General features: G+C 38.0%; 15 protein-coding genes. 11 read left to right on the top strand and 4 right to left on the bottom strand.

Annotated features, from left to right (window positions below; translation table 11 throughout):
* Positions 1 to 705, top strand: a complete 705-nt coding sequence (gene porT, locus BGO88_RS10930; RefSeq protein WP_056072257.1) for a type IX secretion/gliding motility protein PorT/SprT — start codon at positions 1 to 3, stop codon at positions 703 to 705.
* A 2-nt stretch (positions 706 to 707) separates the two neighbouring features.
* Here the strand turns inward: porT and BGO88_RS10935 are convergent, their stop codons facing one another.
* On the bottom strand, positions 708 to 1,433 hold the full coding sequence (locus BGO88_RS10935; protein ID WP_286706901.1) for a TrmH family RNA methyltransferase: 726 nt from the start codon (positions 1,431 to 1,433) through the stop codon (positions 708 to 710).
* 35 nt (positions 1,434 to 1,468) lie between these two features.
* Here BGO88_RS10935 and tamL point away from each other — a divergent pair, with 35 nt between their 5' ends.
* The 3 genes from tamL (at position 1,469) to accD (ending at position 6,090) form a co-directional block, all read left to right on the top strand.
* The gene (gene tamL / locus BGO88_RS10940) at positions 1,469 to 4,036 is read left to right on the top strand and encodes a translocation and assembly module lipoprotein TamL (protein WP_101470714.1); all 2,568 of its coding nucleotides are present in this window, start codon (positions 1,469 to 1,471) and stop codon (positions 4,034 to 4,036) included.
* A 49-nt stretch (positions 4,037 to 4,085) separates the two neighbouring features.
* Positions 4,086 to 5,153, top strand: coding sequence for a class II fructose-bisphosphate aldolase (gene fbaA / locus BGO88_RS10945; protein ID WP_056072251.1), 1,068 nt, complete (start codon positions 4,086 to 4,088; stop codon positions 5,151 to 5,153).
* Positions 5,154 to 5,235: 82 nt separating this feature from the next.
* Positions 5,236 to 6,090, top strand: a complete 855-nt coding sequence (accD, locus tag BGO88_RS10950; RefSeq protein ID WP_056072248.1) for an acetyl-CoA carboxylase, carboxyltransferase subunit beta — start codon at positions 5,236 to 5,238, stop codon at positions 6,088 to 6,090.
* Between the two features lie 59 nt (positions 6,091 to 6,149).
* Here accD and BGO88_RS10955 read toward each other — a convergent pair whose 3' ends face one another.
* Positions 6,150 to 7,400, bottom strand: a complete 1,251-nt coding sequence (locus BGO88_RS10955) for an ABC transporter permease (protein ID WP_286706902.1) — start codon at positions 7,398 to 7,400, stop codon at positions 6,150 to 6,152.
* Between the two features lie 280 nt (positions 7,401 to 7,680).
* On the opposite strand from BGO88_RS10955, the gene purH reads away from it, so the two are divergent.
* The 6 genes from purH to rodA are packed head-to-tail and all read left to right on the top strand — an operon-like array spanning position 7,681 to position 14,752.
* A complete protein-coding gene (purH, locus tag BGO88_RS10960; protein WP_101470716.1) occupies positions 7,681 to 9,207 on the top strand; it encodes a bifunctional phosphoribosylaminoimidazolecarboxamide formyltransferase/IMP cyclohydrolase in 1,527 nt (508 codons plus the stop codon).
* A gap of 57 nt (positions 9,208 to 9,264) precedes the next feature.
* Positions 9,265 to 10,293 carry a rod shape-determining protein gene (locus tag BGO88_RS10965; protein ID WP_056072239.1) on the top strand — a complete coding sequence of 343 codons (1,029 nt, stop codon included), beginning with the start codon at positions 9,265 to 9,267 and terminating at the stop codon, positions 10,291 to 10,293.
* 12 nt (positions 10,294 to 10,305) lie between these two features.
* Positions 10,306 to 11,136 carry a rod shape-determining protein MreC gene (gene mreC / locus BGO88_RS10970; RefSeq protein ID WP_056072236.1) on the top strand — a complete coding sequence of 277 codons (831 nt, stop codon included), beginning with the start codon at positions 10,306 to 10,308 and terminating at the stop codon, positions 11,134 to 11,136.
* Complete coding sequence (locus BGO88_RS10975) at positions 11,129 to 11,638, top strand: hypothetical protein (protein WP_056072233.1); 510 nt, start codon at positions 11,129 to 11,131, stop codon at positions 11,636 to 11,638. The genes mreC and BGO88_RS10975 overlap by 8 nt, the downstream gene beginning before the upstream one ends.
* Positions 11,635 to 13,491, top strand: a complete 1,857-nt coding sequence (gene mrdA, locus BGO88_RS10980; protein WP_056072230.1) for a penicillin-binding protein 2 — start codon at positions 11,635 to 11,637, stop codon at positions 13,489 to 13,491. The genes BGO88_RS10975 and mrdA overlap by 4 nt, the downstream gene beginning before the upstream one ends.
* Before the next feature lie 7 nt (positions 13,492 to 13,498).
* Positions 13,499 to 14,752 (top strand): rod shape-determining protein RodA, encoded by a 1,254-nt coding sequence (rodA, locus tag BGO88_RS10985; protein ID WP_056072226.1) that lies wholly within the window; start codon positions 13,499 to 13,501, stop codon positions 14,750 to 14,752.
* 2 nt (positions 14,753 to 14,754) lie between these two features.
* Here rodA and BGO88_RS10990 read toward each other — a convergent pair whose 3' ends face one another.
* Positions 14,755 to 15,591 carry a DNA/RNA non-specific endonuclease gene (locus tag BGO88_RS10990; protein ID WP_286706903.1) on the bottom strand — a complete coding sequence of 279 codons (837 nt, stop codon included), beginning with the start codon at positions 15,589 to 15,591 and terminating at the stop codon, positions 14,755 to 14,757.
* 91 nt (positions 15,592 to 15,682) lie between these two features.
* Between BGO88_RS10990 and BGO88_RS10995 the strand changes: the two genes are divergently transcribed.
* A complete protein-coding gene (locus BGO88_RS10995; protein ID WP_286706904.1) occupies positions 15,683 to 16,207 on the top strand; it encodes a hypothetical protein in 525 nt (174 codons plus the stop codon).
* Between the two features lie 31 nt (positions 16,208 to 16,238).
* On the opposite strand, the gene BGO88_RS11000 is transcribed toward BGO88_RS10995, so the two are convergent.
* Positions 16,239 to 18,284, bottom strand: a complete 2,046-nt coding sequence (locus BGO88_RS11000) for an OmpA family protein (protein ID WP_286706905.1) — start codon at positions 18,282 to 18,284, stop codon at positions 16,239 to 16,241.
* Positions 18,285 to 18,288: the final 4 nt, after the last annotated feature.

Raw genomic sequence — 18,288 nt, forward strand, 5'->3', positions numbered from 1 at the left:
ATGAAAAAAATATTTGCGATTCTTCTTTTATCCCTTTCCTTGAATAGTCAGGCGCAATTTGGCACCAACCTATTCAGCAAAGACCCTATTATCAATTTGGAAAACTGGGATAAACAGCGTGTCCATTGGGGCTACTTCCTCGGATTTAATGCCTATGACTTTAAATTCGATTATAAGCAGCCCGGAAAAGAAATACAAGTGAAAGGAACAACCGGATTTAACGTCGGTCTTATAGGAAATTTAAGGCTGCACGAATATATCGACCTTCGCTTTGAACCCGGATTATACTATACGCAAAGAGACCTTCTTTTCCCAGGCTTTGAGAGTGAAAGCGATGCTTTAAGACAAGTAAAGTCGACTTATATCCATTTCCCTTTATTATTAAAGTTTTCTTCGATGAGAACCGGAAATATCCGTCCGTTTTTAGTTGGTGGTGTTTCAACTTCCCTAAACCTGGGCAGTAATTCAAAGTCAAAAGAAGACAACTTAAATGACCGTTTCAGAATGAAACAATGGACAAATAATTACGAACTGGGATTTGGAGTTGATTTATACCTGGAATATTTCAAATTTTCTCCTTCTATCCGGGGCATATTCGGATTGGATGATGAGTTAATTCGTGATAATGACCCAAACAGTCCATGGACAAGCAATGTCGGTTCAATGAAAACCAGAGGTGTTTTTGTCAATTTTACTTTCCAATAGACTTAGCTTCTTTTAAATTCGCTTAGGATAATGGCAGTAGCAGTAGCCACATTAAGGCTTTCCGTTAACTGTAGATTTCCAAATCTCGGAATAGCCAGCCTATGATTCACGGTTTGTTCAATTTGGGATGAAATTCCGTTAGCCTCATTACCCATGACAATAATTCCTTCTTTCGGTAATTCAGTCTTATAAATGTTGTCACCGTCCATGAAAGTTCCAAAAATAGGCAAATTAGTTTCGGATATAAACTTTTCAAGATTTACATAACTAACATTCACCCGCGCAATTGAACCCATAGTAGCCTGCACGACTTTAGGATTATAAATATCAACCGTTTCCTCAGAACAGACCAATTCGGAGATGCCAAACCAATCACATAAACGTATTATAGTGCCCAGATTTCCCGGGTCGCGGATGTCATCCAGCGCAACAATCAATCCGGTTTCGTTTATCTTTTTAGGTTCCGGTTTTCTGAAAACGGCAAGACAATCATTTGGAGTAGTCAGGGCACTGATCTTTTTCAATTCGCTTTCGGAAATGTTTATTATCTTTTTTGGATTTACATCAGGAAAAACCGCAGTTGTCGTAAATAAATATTCCAGAAAAAAATCAGAATGGATTAGTTCCTGAATCACTTTTTTGCCTTCGGCAAAAAATAATTGGTGCTCTTTTCTGAATTTTTTCTGCTGTAAGCCCGTTATTAATTTTATTTGGTTTTTGCTAACCATAAAAAATGTATTTTTGAATTAAATATGCCCGACACTTGAAAAAGATAAGCACAAAAATATCACTATTTCTTCTAATAGGAATCATATTTACCGCCTGTAACACTGTAAAAAGAGTTCCGGAAGGAAAAAGGCTTTTAACAAAGAATGAAATTGTTGTAAATGACCAGATCACAAAAGACGAGGCTATAGGTAATCTCCTGTACCAAAAACCCAACAGCACCATTCTGGGATATAACCTGCGATTGAATTTATATAATCTTGCCAAGCAGAATCCGGATTCTTCCTTTAAGGCCAAAATGAACGCCAATCCAAAAAAATACGAAAGGCTTTCCAAATTACTTTCAAAGAAACAGGTGGAACGTTTAGGAAAATCTTTTTTCTATTCCGGCTTTCATAACTTCCTGAAAAGAACCGGTGAGCCTCCGGTTATTATTGATGAGGCAAGAGCCAAGAAATCAACAGCACGACTGCGTGCCTATTATTTCAACAATGGTTTCTTCAATGCAAAAACATCTTATAAAATTGATACGCTTCCTAACAAAAAAGGACAGATACAATATACGGTAACCACCGGCGAACCCTATATTATAGACTCCCTTTACAGAGAAATAGCAACACCCGCACTGGATTCGCTATATGAAAAGAACAAAAATAAAACGCTTATCATTCCCGGACAGCAATTCAAATCTGTAAACTTTGAGGCTGAACGCGAGCGTATTACCACAAACTTCAGAAATAACGGAGCCTATTATTTCCAGCCAACCAATATTAATTTTGTTTGCGACTCGATTGATACGAATCATAAAACCCACGTGAACCTGAAAATATCAGACCGTAACGTACGCGTTGGCGATACTACCATCACAAAACCTTTCAAACTTTATAAAATAAGCGAAGTAAATATCTTTACAGACAGTCCTTCCAATAGCAATCGGGTTAAGGTTGCTGACAGCGCTATCTACAACAACTTTAATATTTATAGTAAAGACAAACTGCGTTACAGACCAAAAGCATTGACCGATGCTATTTTTATTTCAAAAGGAAGCACCTATGCCGATTTTAGAAGAACAGCAACTTCCAGGTCTCTGAATAACCTTCGCGTTTTCAACTATCCAAACATACAGTTTGTAGAAGATTCGACAGATGTCAATGAATCTTCACTCATTGCAAACATCTACCTTACGCCCCGTAAGAAGTTTAGCTTTGGTGCTTCAGCAGACGTAACACATTCTAACATACAGAACTTTGGTATTTCAGGCAGTATGACAGGAACATTCCGTAACCTTTTCCGGGGCGCGGAAACCTTAGAGCTATCACTTAGGGGCAATATCGGTTCATCAACAGATTTAGGAATTGCAAATCCAAACAACGTGTTTTTTAACCTGTCAGAATATGGTGCTGACGTTAAGTTAAACATTCCGCGATTCTTTTCTCCTTTTAATACGGACAAGCTTATTGCAAAAAACATGATTCCCAACACTGTTTTCAGTCTTGGTTTTGCAAAACAGCAAAATATAGGTTTGGACAAAGAGAATCTGACGGCTTCAATGTATTACACCTGGAGTCCGAAACGAAATACAACTTCCCGTTTCGACCTGTTTAATATACAATATGTAAAAAACATCAATAAGGCGAATTATTTTAATGTGTACCGTTCGTCTTACGGAAGATTAAATGACGTGGCAAGAGATTATGCCAGCCAGGTTAATCCGGATTATTTTAATGCCAATGGCGACCTTATTATAGAATCCGGAACAAACGGATTCCTTCAGGATGTAACCGGACCTAACCCAACCATTGTAACAAGTCCGGAAGATTTAAGGGTAATCGAAAGTATTTCTGAAAGAAAAGACCGATTGACAGAAAACAACCTGATTTTTGCTTCCAGCTATACCTATACTAAAAACACAAAAACCGACCTGCTTGATAACAATTTCTGGATTTTTAAGACCAAAATCGAATCTGCCGGAAACTTTTTAGGGCTGATTTCAGACATTGCCAAACAGCCTAAAAATTCTTTGGGCAACAAAACCATCCTCCAGGTTGAATATTCGCAATATGTTAAAGGAGAGCTTGATTTCATAAAACACTGGGGATTATCCGGCAACAGGGTATTGGCCATGCGCGCTTTTTTCGGAATAGCAATCCCTTACGGAAATTCAAACAACATTCCCTTTTCTCGAAGTTACTTTGCAGGAGGTTCCAATGACAACCGGGCCTGGCAGTCTTACGGACTTGGACCAGGAAGTAGCGGAAGCATTAACGACTTCAACGAGGCTAACTTAAAAATTCTATACAGCGCTGAACTCCGATTCAAAATGTTAGGAAAACTAAACGGTGCTATTTTTGGGGATGCAGGAAACATCTGGAACGTACTGGATGATGTAAAAGACCCAAAATCAACTTTCACAGGAATACGTTCTTTGGAGAATATTGCTATAGGTTCCGGATTTGGATTCCGATATGACTTCAACTTCTTTGTTATCCGTCTGGACATAGGCTTCAAGACCTATGACCCTGCCAAAGAAGTAGGTGGCAGATGGTTCAAAGATTACAATTTAGGCCACTCCGTATTAAATATTGGAATTAATTACCCATTCTAATTTCAGAAATTATTATTTTTGTAACCTTTAACTATAAACAAAAAACACAATGGCTCATAATATAAAACCAGGAGTTGCAACCGGGGATCAAGTACAGGAGATTTTCAAATACGCAAAAGAAAAAGGCTTTGCACTGCCTGCAGTAAACGTAACAGGCTCAAGCACAATTAATGGCGTTTTAGAGACTGCTGCAAAATTAAAAGCTCCGGTTATCATACAGTTCTCAAATGGCGGTGCCATCTTCAATGCCGGAAAAGGCTTATCTAACGAAAACGAAAAAGCAGCTATCGCAGGAGCCATTGCCGGTGCAAAACACATCCACACCCTGGCAGAAGCTTATGGAGCAACTGTTATTTTACATACAGACCACTGTGCAAAAAAATTATTGCCTTGGATTGACGGGCTTTTGGATGCATCTGAAAAACATTTTGCCGAAACAGGAAAACCGCTTTTCAGTTCTCACATGATTGACCTGTCTGAAGAGCCAATCGAAGAAAACATCGAAATCTGCAAAGAATACCTGAAAAGAATGTCTAAATTAGGAATGACTCTTGAAATCGAGCTTGGAATTACAGGTGGAGAAGAAGACGGAGTTGACAATTCTGATGTAGACAGTTCTAAATTATATACACAGCCTGAAGAAGTAGCCTATGCTTATGAAGAACTTCTAAAAATCAGCCCTCGTTTTACAGTAGCAGCTGCTTTCGGAAACGTTCATGGCGTATACAAACCAGGAAACGTAAAGCTTACGCCAAAAATCCTTAGAAATTCACAAGAATACGTACAGAACAAATTCAACACAGGACACAATCCTGTAGATTTCGTATTCCACGGAGGTTCCGGATCAACTTTGGAAGAAATCAGAGAAGCTATTGGATATGGTGTTATCAAGATGAACATCGATACAGACCTGCAATTTGCTTTCACGGAAGGAATCAGAGATTATATCGTTAAGAATATTGACTATCTGAAAACCCAAATCGGAAATCCGGAAGGACCTGAAGCTCCAAATAAAAAATATTACGATCCAAGAAAATGGATCCGTGAGGGAGAAGTTACTTTCAACACCCGATTAGAGCAGGCTTTCAAAGACCTGAACAATGTAAACACTTTGTAATATCAAATTCCAGATGCTAATGCTATTAGTGTCTGGAATTTATTTTTTTATATAATTCACAATTAACCATAAATAAGTAAATATGGCTTGGTTTAAAAGAACAGAAAAAGGAATTACTACCGCTACAGAAGACAAGAAAGATGTTCCTAAGGGACTTTGGTATAAGTCGCCTACCGGAAAAATCGTAGATGCAGATGAATTGGCAAGAAATTTATATGTGAGCCCGGAAGACGGATTTCACGTTAGAATTGGAAGCAAGGAATATTTCGAGATTTTGTTCGACAATAACGAATTTAAGGAATTGGATGCTAAAATGACATCGAAGGATCCGCTACATTTCGTGGATACTAAAAAATACTCAGACCGACTAAAAGACGCTATGGAAAAAACCAAGCTGAAAGATGCGGTTAGAACAGCAGTAGGAAAATCAAAAGGAAAAGACCTGGTCGTTTGCTGTATGGATTTTGCTTTTATTGGTGGTTCTATGGGAGCTGTAGTAGGTGAAAAAATTGCAAGAGGAATTGATTATTCTATCAAAAACAACATCCCTTTCCTAATGATTTCAAAATCAGGAGGAGCGAGAATGATGGAAGCGGCCTACTCTTTGATGCAGTTGGCAAAAACTTCTGCAAAATTGGCTCAATTAGCTGAAGCTAAAATTCCATACATCTCTTTATGTACTGATCCTACTACCGGAGGAACAACAGCATCCTATGCAATGTTGGGTGACGTTAACATTTCTGAGCCGGGAGCCCTGATTGGATTTGCAGGACCTCGTGTTGTAAAAGACACAACAGGAAAAGACCTTCCTGAAGGTTTCCAGACTGCAGAATTCGTCTTAGAACACGGTTTCTTAGATTTTATTACTCCTAGAAAAGAGTTGAAAAACAAAATAAATTTATACCTGGATTTGATTCTTAACAATCCAATCCGATAAAACAAAAAAATCCCGATGTTTATTGCATCGGGATTTTTTTATATCTGTTTTTTCTGTTTTTACATTCCTGTCCTGATGGCTTCAACCGGATCCAATCGCGAAGCTGAAACAGCCGGTAATATTCCGGACACCAGTCCTATAAGAGCAGCCAGAGTTGTTCCTATAACAATATTCTTAAAACCAAGCACAAACTCAAAATCCAAGGTATTAGTCAGTATAGCTGCAATTCCCCATACCATTAATAAACCTACCACACCACCTATCAGACACAATATGATAGCTTCAAACAGGAATTGCAATAAGATAAACTTATTTTTTGCCCCTAATGATTTTTGGATTCCAATCAGATTGGTACGTTCTTTTACCGATACGAACATAATATTGGCCACGCCAAAACCACCGACCAAAAGTGAGAAGAAACTTATAATCCATCCTATCAAATTCATCCTTCCTACAATTTCATCAATAAAATCTGTAAAACCAGACAACACATCAATAAAAAAGTTATCCTCATTTCCTACTTTCAGTCCTCTTTTGTTTCGCAACTTTTGAATGATTTCGCCTTTAAACGCATCAACATCAACACCAGGATCAGGCTTAATGATGATGATTGGCGTCATGGAATCATTATGGTCTCCAAACTTATTTCTTAAAAAATTGACGGGAATAAATGCTGAAATATCATTATTTTCACCAAACATCCCCTGTCCCTGTTTTTCCAGAACTCCAATTACGGTAAACCGCTGGCCATACAACCTGATTTTTTTTCCTATCGGGTCCATATTTCCAAAAAGGCTGTTGGCAACCTCATAACCAATTATGGCAACTGGCGTTCCTGAATTGGACTCCGATTCATTAAAAAAGCGGCCTTCCTTTATCTTTTGGGGCTGAATTTCAACAAATTCATAAGTAGCAGGAACAATATTGACATCGCTGACCGATTTGGTATCGTATTTTACAATCTCACGTTTTGTAAATAACTGGTAGGTAGATTTGTCCATACCATTTACCGCATTCTTGAGATAATCATACTCTTCATAAGTCACATTCGGATACTGGTCTCTTTTCCAACGCGGCACTTCAGACGGACCAAAAGGAAAACGTTTCAGATACATCGTGTTTTTATCCAATGTACTCATATCACTTTTAATCTTTCTATCCAGAGAATCAACTGCCGTTAATACGGCTATGATAGAAAAAATCCCTATGGTGACACCAAGAAGCGAAAGAATGGTCCGCAATTTATTATTGCGTAACGCATTCAGGGCAAAGCCAAAACTTTCTCGCAGCAAGCGCAGATATACAACCATAAAGCCGAATTTGAGTCTCTGTAAAATTCAGTAATTTTAATACAATTTCCTAAAAAAACTTCCATATTTCTCTGAAAAAGAAAAATAGCAACAGGCATACTACCCGTAAGAAGCTTCGCAGGTAAAATTTTTCAAACATAAATCCACTCATAAAAACAGCTTCCAAAAGCCTAAACTCCCACTCGAAATAAATCTTGAAAAAAACCTAAAAAACATGTATTTATTGTTTTATAGTTAAACTTACAATAGCTACTTTTGCACCTTTAAACACAACAACACAATGAGTACTTCAAAAACTATCAAATCGGCCTTGATTTCAGTCTTTTCGAAAGACGGACTGGAGCCAATCGTGAGAAAACTGCATGAGCAAAATGTAACCTTTTATTCTACCGGAGGAACAGAAGATTTTATCAAAAATCTTGGAATACCTGTAGTTCCTGTAGAAGATGTGACTTCTTATCCGTCAATCTTAGGAGGGAGAGTAAAAACATTACACCCAAAAATTTTTGGTGGTATCCTAAACCGCCAGGATCATGAAGGTGATGTTCAGCAGATGGAAGAATATCAGATTCCACAGATTGATTTGGTAATTGTTGATTTATATCCTTTTGAAAAAACAGTAGCCTCCGGTGCTTCGGAAGCGGACATCATAGAAAAAATTGACATTGGCGGTATTTCCCTAATCCGTGCTGCCGCAAAAAACTTCAAGGACACCGTAATTGTGGCTTCTGTAGACCAGTATGCTGATTTCCTTGAGGTAATCACAAAACAAAACGGAGCCCTGACACTGGAAGACAGAAAACTGTTTGCTACAAAAGCGTTCCATGTTTCGTCACATTATGACACGGCTATTTTTAATTATTTCAATACAGACGATACTGTCTACAAAGCAAGTGTTGCAGAGGGCCAGATTTTGCGTTATGGAGAAAATCCGCACCAAAAAGGATTTTTCTTCGGAGATTTTGACGCCATGTTCAAAAAGCTTCACGGTAAAGAATTATCATACAACAACCTTTTAGATGTTGATGCGGCCGTAAACCTTATCCTGGAATTCAAAAACGACGATCCGACTTTTGCCATCCTAAAGCACAACAACGCTTGCGGATTAGCAACAAGAAGCACAATGAGAGCAGCCTATCTTGATGCTTTGGCAGGCGACCCTACTTCTGCATTTGGGGGTGTTCTTATTGCTAATGGAAAAATCGATACAGAAACAGCAAAGGAAATTAACCAGCTATTCTGTGAAGTTGTAATAGCTCCAGGCTATGACGAAACCGCAATTGAAATATTATCTGAAAAGAAAAACCGAATAATTTTAGTTCAAAACGATATCGAACTTCCACAAAAACAGGTTCGTACGTGTCTGAACGGATTGTTAGTGCAAGATAAAGACAATGTAACAGACAATAAAGAGCACTTAAAGACCGTTACTACAACTCCCCCATCTTCAGGAGAAACTGAAGATTTGTTGTTTGCGTCAAAAATCTGCAAAAACACAAAATCCAATACAATCGTATTGGCAAAAAACAAACAACTTATCGCATCAGGAACAGGACAAACGTCACGTGTTGATGCTTTAAAACAAGCAATAGAAAAAGCAAATAGTTTTAATTTTGATTTGAAAGGCGCCGTGATGGCAAGTGATGCATTTTTCCCTTTCCCGGATTGCGTGGAAATTGCTCATAACGCCGGAATTACTGCTGTAATTCAGCCTGGTGGCTCCATAAAAGACGAATTAAGTATCAATTACTGCAATGAAAATAAAGTTGCAATGGTATTTACAGGAACGCGTCATTTCAAACATTAAATTATGTAACTTTGCATGTTAAAATTTTATAAACATTTTTAAACCCTAAAATTACTTATGGGATTTTTTGATTTCATGACCGAGGACATCGCAATAGACCTTGGTACAGCCAACACCCTGATTATTCACAACGATAAGGTTGTGATTGACAGCCCATCAATTGTAGCTCGCGACAGAGTATCCGGCAAAATTATTGCCGTTGGTAAGGAAGCGAGTATGATGCAAGGTAAAACCCATGAAAACATAAAAACGATAAGGCCCTTGAAAGATGGGGTTATTGCTGACTTTGACGCATCTGAAAAGATGATCAGCATGTTTATAAAAAGCATTCCTGCCTTAAAGAAAAGATTGTTTACGCCAGCCTTGAGAATGGTAATCTGTATTCCGTCCGGAATTACAGAAGTGGAGATGAGAGCGGTAAAAGAATCTGCAGAGCGTGTAAATGGAAAAGAAGTTTACCTGATCCACGAACCAATGGCTGCGGCAATTGGTATTGGTGTAGATATCATGCAGCCAAAAGGAAACATGATTGTTGACATAGGTGGAGGTACAACCGAAATTGCCGTTATTGCTCTTGGAGGAATTGTATGTGACAAATCGGTAAAAATTGCGGGAGACGTTTTCACAAACGACATTGTTTATTACATGAGAACCCAGCACAACCTTTTCGTTGGAGAAAGTACTGCCGAAAAAATAAAAATTGAAATCGGTGCTGCCATCGAAGATTTGGAAAGCCCGCCAGACGACATGTCGGTTCAGGGTCGTGACTTGTTAACCGGAAAGCCAAAACAGGTAGAAGTTTCTTTCAGAGAAATTGCCAAAGCTTTAGACAAGTCCATCCAAAGAATTGAGGATGCCGTTATGGAAACCTTATCACAGACACCACCGGAATTGGCAGCCGATATTTACAACACGGGTATTTATCTTGCAGGAGGAGGTTCGATGCTGAGAGGATTAGACAAACGAATTTCACAAAAAACCGACCTTCCGGTTTACATCGCAGAAGACCCTTTAAGAGCGGTAGTCCGAGGAACGGGAATGGCACTTAAAAACATCCCAAAATTCAGAAGCATATTAATAAAATAACAAGCATAGTTCATGCAGCAAATATTTAATTTTATACTTAAAAACAGCAACAGGTTGCTGTTTTTGCTGCTTTTGGGCATCTCGTTAGTGCTTACCATACAATCGCATTCCTATCATAGAAGCAAGGCCGTAACTTCTGCTAATTTTATTAGTGGTGGCGTCTATGAAAAAATCCACAGCGTCCAGGAATACCTGAATCTGAAAACACAGAACGAACAGCTTGCCAAAGAGAATGCTATCCTTAAAAAAATGCTTTTTAATGCTAAGGATTCCACCGGAATTGTAGTGAGAGACAGCTTGAAAGGATATGGAAAAATCAATATTGTACAAGCCAAGGTTATTAAAAACTCCTACAATGTAAAAGAAAACTATCTGACATTGGATGAAGGCAGCAAGGCGGGAATCAAACCGGATATGGGAGTTGTTAATAGCTTAGGAATCATTGGAATTGTGGAGCATACTTCAAAAAACTATGCTACGGTAATCAGTATTCTGAATGTTAAATCGGAAATCAATGCGCGTATTAAAAAATCGAACCATTTCGGAACATTGCGCTGGGATGGAAAAAGTACCGGTTTTGTACAGTTGATTGATGTGCCCCGATTGGCAAATGTTCGAAAAGGCGATACGATTGTAACCGGAAACGAATCTGTTACATTCCCTCCAAATATAAACATTGGCGTAATCGATAAGATTTATACTGACAAGGAAACGAATTATTTCACCCTGAACATACGTCTTTTCAATGACATGACAAATCTTGGGCATGTGTATGTTCTGGAAAACTATGAACGAAAAGAGATTGAAGAATTAGAGGCTAAAACGGAAGAAAAAAATGAATAGTACGCTATTATTAAATATCGCCCGCTTTATACTTTTGCTTGCCGCACAGGTATTGATTTTTAATGAAATTGATTTCTGGGGCTATGTGAATCCGTATCCCTATATCCTTTTCATCCTTCTTTATCCGGTAAACGGAAACAGGGCCGGTTTGTTACTGGCGAGCTTCTTCCTGGGCATTATTATGGATATGTTTTGCGATTCGGGAGGTGTTCATGCCACAGCCTGTGTTATTCTTGCCTACGTAAGGCCAACATTCTTCAGATTTTCTTTTGGAGTGAGTTATGAGTACCAAACGGTAAAGATTAACGACAAGCTAACCCCGGAACGGTTTTCATTTCTTTTGATTTCGGTATTTACACACCACATCATATTATTCTTATTAGAAATTTTTAAACTGAGCTTTATACTCAACATTTTATTGCGAACACTGTTCAGTTCAATTTTTACATTAATTCTCTGTATCGTTATTATTTATATATTTAAGCCTACTGCCAAAAGATGAGAAAACTTCTTCTTCCCTCTTTAATAATTGTAGCTGCAATTGTGATTGTGGCCCGGCTTTTTTATTTACAGATTATCGACGACTCTTTTATCAAAAAGTCGGACAACAACGCCATCAAGATAAAATACGATTATCCGGAACGCGGTTATATGTTTGACCGGAATGGTGTGCTTTTGGTTGCAAACCAACCTTCATATGATGTCATGGTTATTCCAAAAGACGTCAAGGAGATTGATACTTTAGAGTTCTGCAAGCTTTTAAAGATTACAAAAGAAGAATTCATAACCAAAATGAACAAAGCGACTGTTTACAGTCCGAGGCTTCCTTCTGTATTCTTACCTCAGCTAAACAAAAAGGAATATGCCGGCTTTCAGGAAAAAATCAGAAAATATCAGGGATTTTACATACAGAAACGTTCGCTCAGGGATTATCAGGTTAATGCGGCTGCCAATGTTTTTGGATATATCGCACAGGTAAACGATGCCATCATTAAAAAGAACCCATACTACAAAAGTGGAGACTTAATTGGAAAACAAGGCGTTGAAGAAGTCTATGAAGAATTTCTTCGTGGAACCAAAGGAGTAAAATACATCCAAAAAGACCGTTTTAACCGCGATATCGGTTCGTATAAGGAAGGTATTTATGATACGATTGCCGTACAAGGTGAAGATGTTACACTCACATTAGACATCGAACTTCAAAAATACGGGGAGTCACTAATGATAAACAAGCGTGGCGGTATTGTTGCTTTAGAGCCAAAATCAGGAGAAATTCTGGCACTGGTTTCCGCTCCGTCTTATGACCCTGCCATTTTGGTAGGAAGAGACCGTTCTAAAAACTATTTAAAACTTAGCCAGGACACACTTGCCATGCCTTTGTTTGACAGAGGACTTTTAGCAGAATATCCTCCGGGTTCTCCTTTTAAAATTATGACCGGACTGATTGGCCTGCAAGAAGAAGTTATCGATGAAAACATGACCTTTCATTGCAGTCATGGATTTTCCTACGGCCGCGGTGCCTTTATGAAATGTCACGATTCCGGCAATAATAATCTCCATACCGGAATAGCACATTCATGCAATACCTATTTTGCCAATGTTTTCATGAGGACAATAAACAAATATCCAAAGCCTAGCTATGGAGTTGACGCCTGGAGCAATCACCTGAAAAGCTTTGGACTGGGAAATTTTATGGGTTATGACCTTCCTGCGGGAAGAAAAGGACATATTCCGGATTCCAGATATTATAAACGATGGTATCCTAACGGAGGCTGGAGAAGCACGACTATTATTTCCAATTCTATTGGTCAGGGAGAAGTTTCTACCACTCCAATACAATTGGCCAATATGATGGCTGCCGTAGCTAATGAAGGTTATTACTACACTCCTCATATCATCAAAAAAATCAAGAATCATACGATTGATAAAAAATATACTACCAAACACGTCACTACGGTAGACAAGCAGTATTTCAAACCTGTAATTGAGGGTCTTTTTGCCGTTTATAACGAAGGAACTGCACGTTCTCTTAAAGTAGAAGGTATTGACATTTGCGGTAAAACAGGTACGGCCGAGAACTTTACGAAAATCAATGGTGTGCGAACCCAGTTACAGGATCACTCCATTTTTGTTGCCTTTGCACCAAAAGACAATCCAAAAATCGCATTGGCCGTATTTATTGAAAACGGATATTGGGGAGCTCGTTGGGCAGGTCCTATTGCCAGTTTAATGATTGAAAAATATCTTCGAACAAAAATTACGCGTACCGACTTAGAGAAACGAATGCTGGAAGGAAGCCTCGAAAGTGAATATGCTAAAGTAACAAGTGGGAAGCCATTCAAAATAAATCAATAGATATTAAATGAAGAACCAAAGTGTAACAAGTAATATCGACTGGATTACTATACTCCTGTTTATCCTTCTGGTAATCATGGGATGGCTCAATATTTATTCTGCTTCGTTACCATTGGAGCAAACCTCTATTTTTGATATCAGCCAGATTTACGGAAAACAGATTCTGTTTATCTGCCTTACTGTTCCTTTGGTTTTGGTTGTGCTTACGGTAGATGCCAAAATCTATGAAAAATATGCTTTTGTCTTTTATATAGCCGGATTGATATCCTTACTGGGACTTTTTGTTTTTGGAAAGACCATCAAAGGACAAACCAACTGGTACAGCATTGGCGGTTTTACTTTACAGCCTTCAGAATTTGTAAAGACCTCAACGGCGCTGCTTCTGGCAAAATACCTGAGCGACGTACAGGTGAACCTGAAAAACTTTAACGACCAGTTAAAGGCCTTTGCCATTATGGGTGTTCCGTTATTGCTTATTTTGGTGCATGACACGGGAACGGCCATGATTTTCGTTGCCCTGGTTTTTGTACTGTATCGTGAAGGATTGCCTGCGTGGTATTTATGGACCGGATTTCTTGCCGTACTCTTGTTTTTTATGTCGTTGCTTATTGAGCCACACTTTGTTTTGCTTATAGCTTTGGTTGTTATACTGATTCAGTTTTTGCTTTCTAAAAGAATCAACAGAAATCCATTAGCGTCCGCCATTATTTTCGTGCTGATTGCCGGTTTTACCTATTCGGTAGACTTTGTATATGACAACGTATTGGAAGCGCACCAGAAAGACAGAATCAATGTACTTTTTGGACAAAATGTCGATTTAAAAAACGAAGGATATAACCTCAACCAGTCCATGATTGCTATTGGTTCCGGAGGATGGTTTGGAAAAGGATTTCTGGAAGGCACACAGACCAAAGGAGGCTTTGTTCCGGAGCAGCACACTGATTATATTTTTACAACTGTTGGAGAAGAATGGGGGTTTGTAGGTGCTGTTATTGTAATAGCGCTATTCGTTGCCCTTTTCTTACGTATTATTTATCTGGCTGAAAACCAAAAAACCAAATTCAGCCGGGTTTATGGTTATTGTGTTGCTACCTTCCTGTTTGCGCACTTCTTTGTAAATATTACAATGCTCATCAGGCTATTCCCAACAATTGGAGTACCCTTGCCTTTCTTCTCGTATGGAGGTTCGAGCCTTTTTGCTTTCAGTATCCTCTTATTCATTTTTATTAAGATGGACGCGAACAAAGTTAATGAGTGGTAATTTTAGAAACTCCAGGTTTTATAATCACTGCTTTTTTCTAATTTGTTCTCTATAGCATCAGGCAATACAGGAAAGAAATCAATTCCGGTCATACGCTCAATTTCATCAACAGGAACTACAAATTCATATAATGGTTTCTGGCTGTTTTCATGCGGCACTAAAAAACCAATCATTCTATATTGTTCTTTGTCAACATCCAATAAAACTTTATAGAAATATTTTGGCACCGCTACTTCTTCATGTCCTATTGTTTTGAGTCCGTCAGACAGTACACCACCGGTCACTACATAAATACCATCGTACTTATCAGCCCAGTAACGTATTTTCTGTTCCAGTCTGTTCCAAACACCAGAGTTGAAATCTTTCTTTTGGGGCGAAATATTTGAGGTATAAAACGTATCATCAAATGCCTGTTTTGAAAATTTCATATCGCCAGCCGGACACAAATGCCCTTTATCATAGCCGGAATTCCTGTAGTTTTTCCAATCTGCCGAGCCTGTTTTTACTAAAGGGTCCTGAATAAAAAAAGGTCTTTTGAAATCAGAACTTCTTCCGCCAGAGGCTTTGGCTTCGTAGAACACCCATTCTGCCTGTTCATACTTTTCATGATAGGATAATGTAAAATTTTGGTGCATGACCAACTGATTCGTAGTAGAAGTAGGCAGATACTTGTCTTTTACAATTAGGGTTTCTAACCCAACAGTATCTTTTTTTGTTTCAGTAGATGAAATTTCAGCAGGCAGCTTATTACTGCTTACTTCCTTTTTATTGTTTTTTAAAAAATAAGCAATTGCAACAATTACTGATAATAATGCATATAAAACGGTTTTTTTATTCATTCGTCGATATCTGTGTTATATTTTTATTTTTCGGAATAGTATTTGTTATATTTACCAGCAAACGAAATCGCTAACTAAAATACGACTATTTATGAAAGCCAAAATTATTTTAACTTCTATTTTATGTACTGCACTTCAAACAGTATCAGCCCAGGAAAAACAGGAAACACCGCTGGTGGTAAAAGATTCAGTAGCCGTCATGGCTTCTGCACAGACAGCATTACTGACACAGACACAGCTTGAAGAAAAGGCAAAAGCCGATGCAAAAGCATTAAAAGAAGCAGAGAAAAAAGCGAAAGAATTTGAAAAAGAACAGCGTAAGTTAGAAAAGGCTCAAAAAGAAATGGAACGCGAAAAGAAAGATTTTGAAAAAAGACAGAAAAAAATACTTTCGGCAGAAAAGAGCGTTTTAAAAGCCAAGACAAAGCTTGCTGATGAAAAAAAATCTTTAGAAAAAAACAAAAGCAAATTGGATAAAAAGAAAGCCAAGGGCAAACTTACTCCTATTGAAATTCAGGAAGAAGAAATCAAAATCAGCAAACAGGAAGTCAAAATCAAAGAACTGGAGCTAAAAGTACAAAACGAAGAAAGCAGCCTTATCAAAGTAAGGTCCTAAAAACAAAAAACCGCCAATACAGGCGGTTTTTTTATATTCCTTTAATAACAAATTCACTACGACGGTTTAATTCGTGCTGTTCTTCTGTGCAGGACTCTTCGGGTACACATTTTACAATTTGCACCGTTTCACCATAACCGCGCGAAAAGATTCGGCTGTTCGGTATGCCCTGTTCTATAAAATATTCTCTTGTTGAAGCAGCACGCTTTTCGGATAAATCAAGATTGTACTTGTTATTGCCCCGTACATCCGTATGCGAACCAATTTCGACAACCATATCCGGATATTTTTTCATCAGGGCGATTACCTTGTTTAATATCGGTTTGGATTCTTTTCGGATATACCACAAATCATAATCAAAATAAATCGGTTCTGTCTTAATCAGCAGCCTGTCTTTATCCCTGACCACATCTTTTTCATCAGCCAGAAGTTTTTCAATGCGTTTCTTTTTATCGGCTTCTGCCAATTCCTTTTCTTTTTGCTTTGCAGCCTCTTCCTCTTTTTTCTTTTGCTGTAATGCTGTTTCCTGTTCCTGCTTAATGGTTGCCAACGACTTCAAGGCCATTGAAGCATCATTATTTTTATTCCGTTCTTTTGATAATTTCAAACTTCTTGAATTATCCGTATATTTTTCTTTTGATGCCAAAACCGTATAAGCAGACGCACAGGCTGCGTCAAAAAGAAACTTCCCATCCGCAGCCGTAATTTTTCTTTGGACTTCTACTTTTTCTGAGTTTTGCAAAACAACCAAAGCTCCTTCTAAAGGCAGTTTTGTAATTTCATCGGTAATAACACCCGAAATCAATTGCTTACAATCTTTAACAATCAAAGGTTTGGTTTCGTTAATCTGATAAATATCATCATTGCCTTTCCCACCAATGCGATTGGAAGAAAAGTATCCTTCTTTTGTATCTGAATCGATGGTAAAAGCAAAATCATCATATTCTGAATTGACAGGAAATCCAATGTTTACCGGTTTTGAAAATTCTCCATTATCACCAGTCGAAACAAATACGTCCAACGAGCCAAATCCAAGATGTCCATCAGATGAAAAATAGAGCTTCCCATCTTTTGAAATAAAAGGAAACTGCTCTTTGTGTATGGTGTTTATATTAGTACCCAGATTCACAGGCGTACTGAATTTACCTTCATTAACCGCTACATAATAAATATCAAAAGAGCCTATACTTCCGGGCATATCCGAAGCAAAGTAAAGCGTCTGTTCGTCAGGACTCAAAGCCGGATGCTCTGTAGAATAATTATCGCTGTTAAACGGCAATGATTTTATATTTTTCCATTCGCCATCTTCAAATTCAGCACTGAAAATCTGCAAATGCGAAACCTTTTTGTTATCCTTCCCCTTTTTTCCGTTATTAAAATTGTTTCTGGTAAAATACATTTTCTTGCCGTCTTTGGTAAAGACCGCACTGGATTCGTGCATTTTAGTATTTATCGAATTGGAAAAGTCTTTTGCTATCGAATCGCCTTTTTTGACATTCTCAATTGGAATTACATACAAGTCCAGATAGTTCTCATTATTCCATTTATAAACTTTACTTTTTCCAGGCGAAGCATAAATCAGGTCCGAACCTTTTTTTACTGCTCCGAAATCAGAGTTTTTGGTATTGATTTCCAAATTTTTGATTTCAAAACGTTTACCCAAAGCCGCTATATCTTCCAGAATGTCAACCTGTTTATCAAATGCTGCGACATCTTCTGTTTTGCCTCTCAACTCTATCCTGCTTCTTGCTAAAGCATTGGCTTCTTCGTATTTTCCTATAGCCTTTAGCGCGTGCATGTACCGGAAATAATAATCGTCTCCAAAATCAGCACTATGGTTCTTTAAAAGAAAACGATACCATCTTTCAGCATTTTTAAGGTCATTCGTATAATAATAGGCATTGGCCAGATTATTTACGACTTCAAAACTATGATTATCCTTAATAATGTTTTCATATAACGGAATGGCTTCGCTATAGAAAGTCCGTTCAAAATAAGCATTTGCTTTTTTTAAATCCTGTGCATTCCCATTATGAAAATTAAGAATGACAATCAGCACATATAGTATCTTTTTCATGATT

Origin of the sequence: Flavobacterium sp. 38-13, from assembly GCF_001899155.1 — a bacterium.
Lineage (GTDB): Bacteria > Bacteroidota > Bacteroidia > Flavobacteriales > Flavobacteriaceae > Flavobacterium > Flavobacterium lindanitolerans.

Coding starts and splice junctions, on each gene's coding strand:
- porT (WP_056072257.1), top strand. CDS start 1: ATGAAAAAAATATTTGCGATTCTTCTTTTATCCCTTTCCTTGAATAGT.
- BGO88_RS10935 (WP_286706901.1), bottom strand. CDS start 1,433: ATGGTTAGCAAAAACCAAATAAAATTAATAACGGGCTTACAGCAGAAA.
- fbaA (WP_056072251.1), top strand. CDS start 4,086: ATGGCTCATAATATAAAACCAGGAGTTGCAACCGGGGATCAAGTACAG.
- accD (WP_056072248.1), top strand. CDS start 5,236: ATGGCTTGGTTTAAAAGAACAGAAAAAGGAATTACTACCGCTACAGAA.
- BGO88_RS10955 (WP_286706902.1), bottom strand. CDS start 7,400: ATGGTTGTATATCTGCGCTTGCTGCGAGAAAGTTTTGGCTTTGCCCTG.
- purH (WP_101470716.1), top strand. CDS start 7,681: ATGAGTACTTCAAAAACTATCAAATCGGCCTTGATTTCAGTCTTTTCG.
- BGO88_RS10965 (WP_056072239.1), top strand. CDS start 9,265: ATGGGATTTTTTGATTTCATGACCGAGGACATCGCAATAGACCTTGGT.
- mreC (WP_056072236.1), top strand. CDS start 10,306: ATGCAGCAAATATTTAATTTTATACTTAAAAACAGCAACAGGTTGCTG.
- BGO88_RS10975 (WP_056072233.1), top strand. CDS start 11,129: ATGAATAGTACGCTATTATTAAATATCGCCCGCTTTATACTTTTGCTT.
- mrdA (WP_056072230.1), top strand. CDS start 11,635: ATGAGAAAACTTCTTCTTCCCTCTTTAATAATTGTAGCTGCAATTGTG.
- rodA (WP_056072226.1), top strand. CDS start 13,499: ATGAAGAACCAAAGTGTAACAAGTAATATCGACTGGATTACTATACTC.
- BGO88_RS10990 (WP_286706903.1), bottom strand. CDS start 15,591: ATGAATAAAAAAACCGTTTTATATGCATTATTATCAGTAATTGTTGCA.
- BGO88_RS10995 (WP_286706904.1), top strand. CDS start 15,683: ATGAAAGCCAAAATTATTTTAACTTCTATTTTATGTACTGCACTTCAA.
- BGO88_RS11000 (WP_286706905.1), bottom strand. CDS start 18,284: ATGAAAAAGATACTATATGTGCTGATTGTCATTCTTAATTTTCATAAT.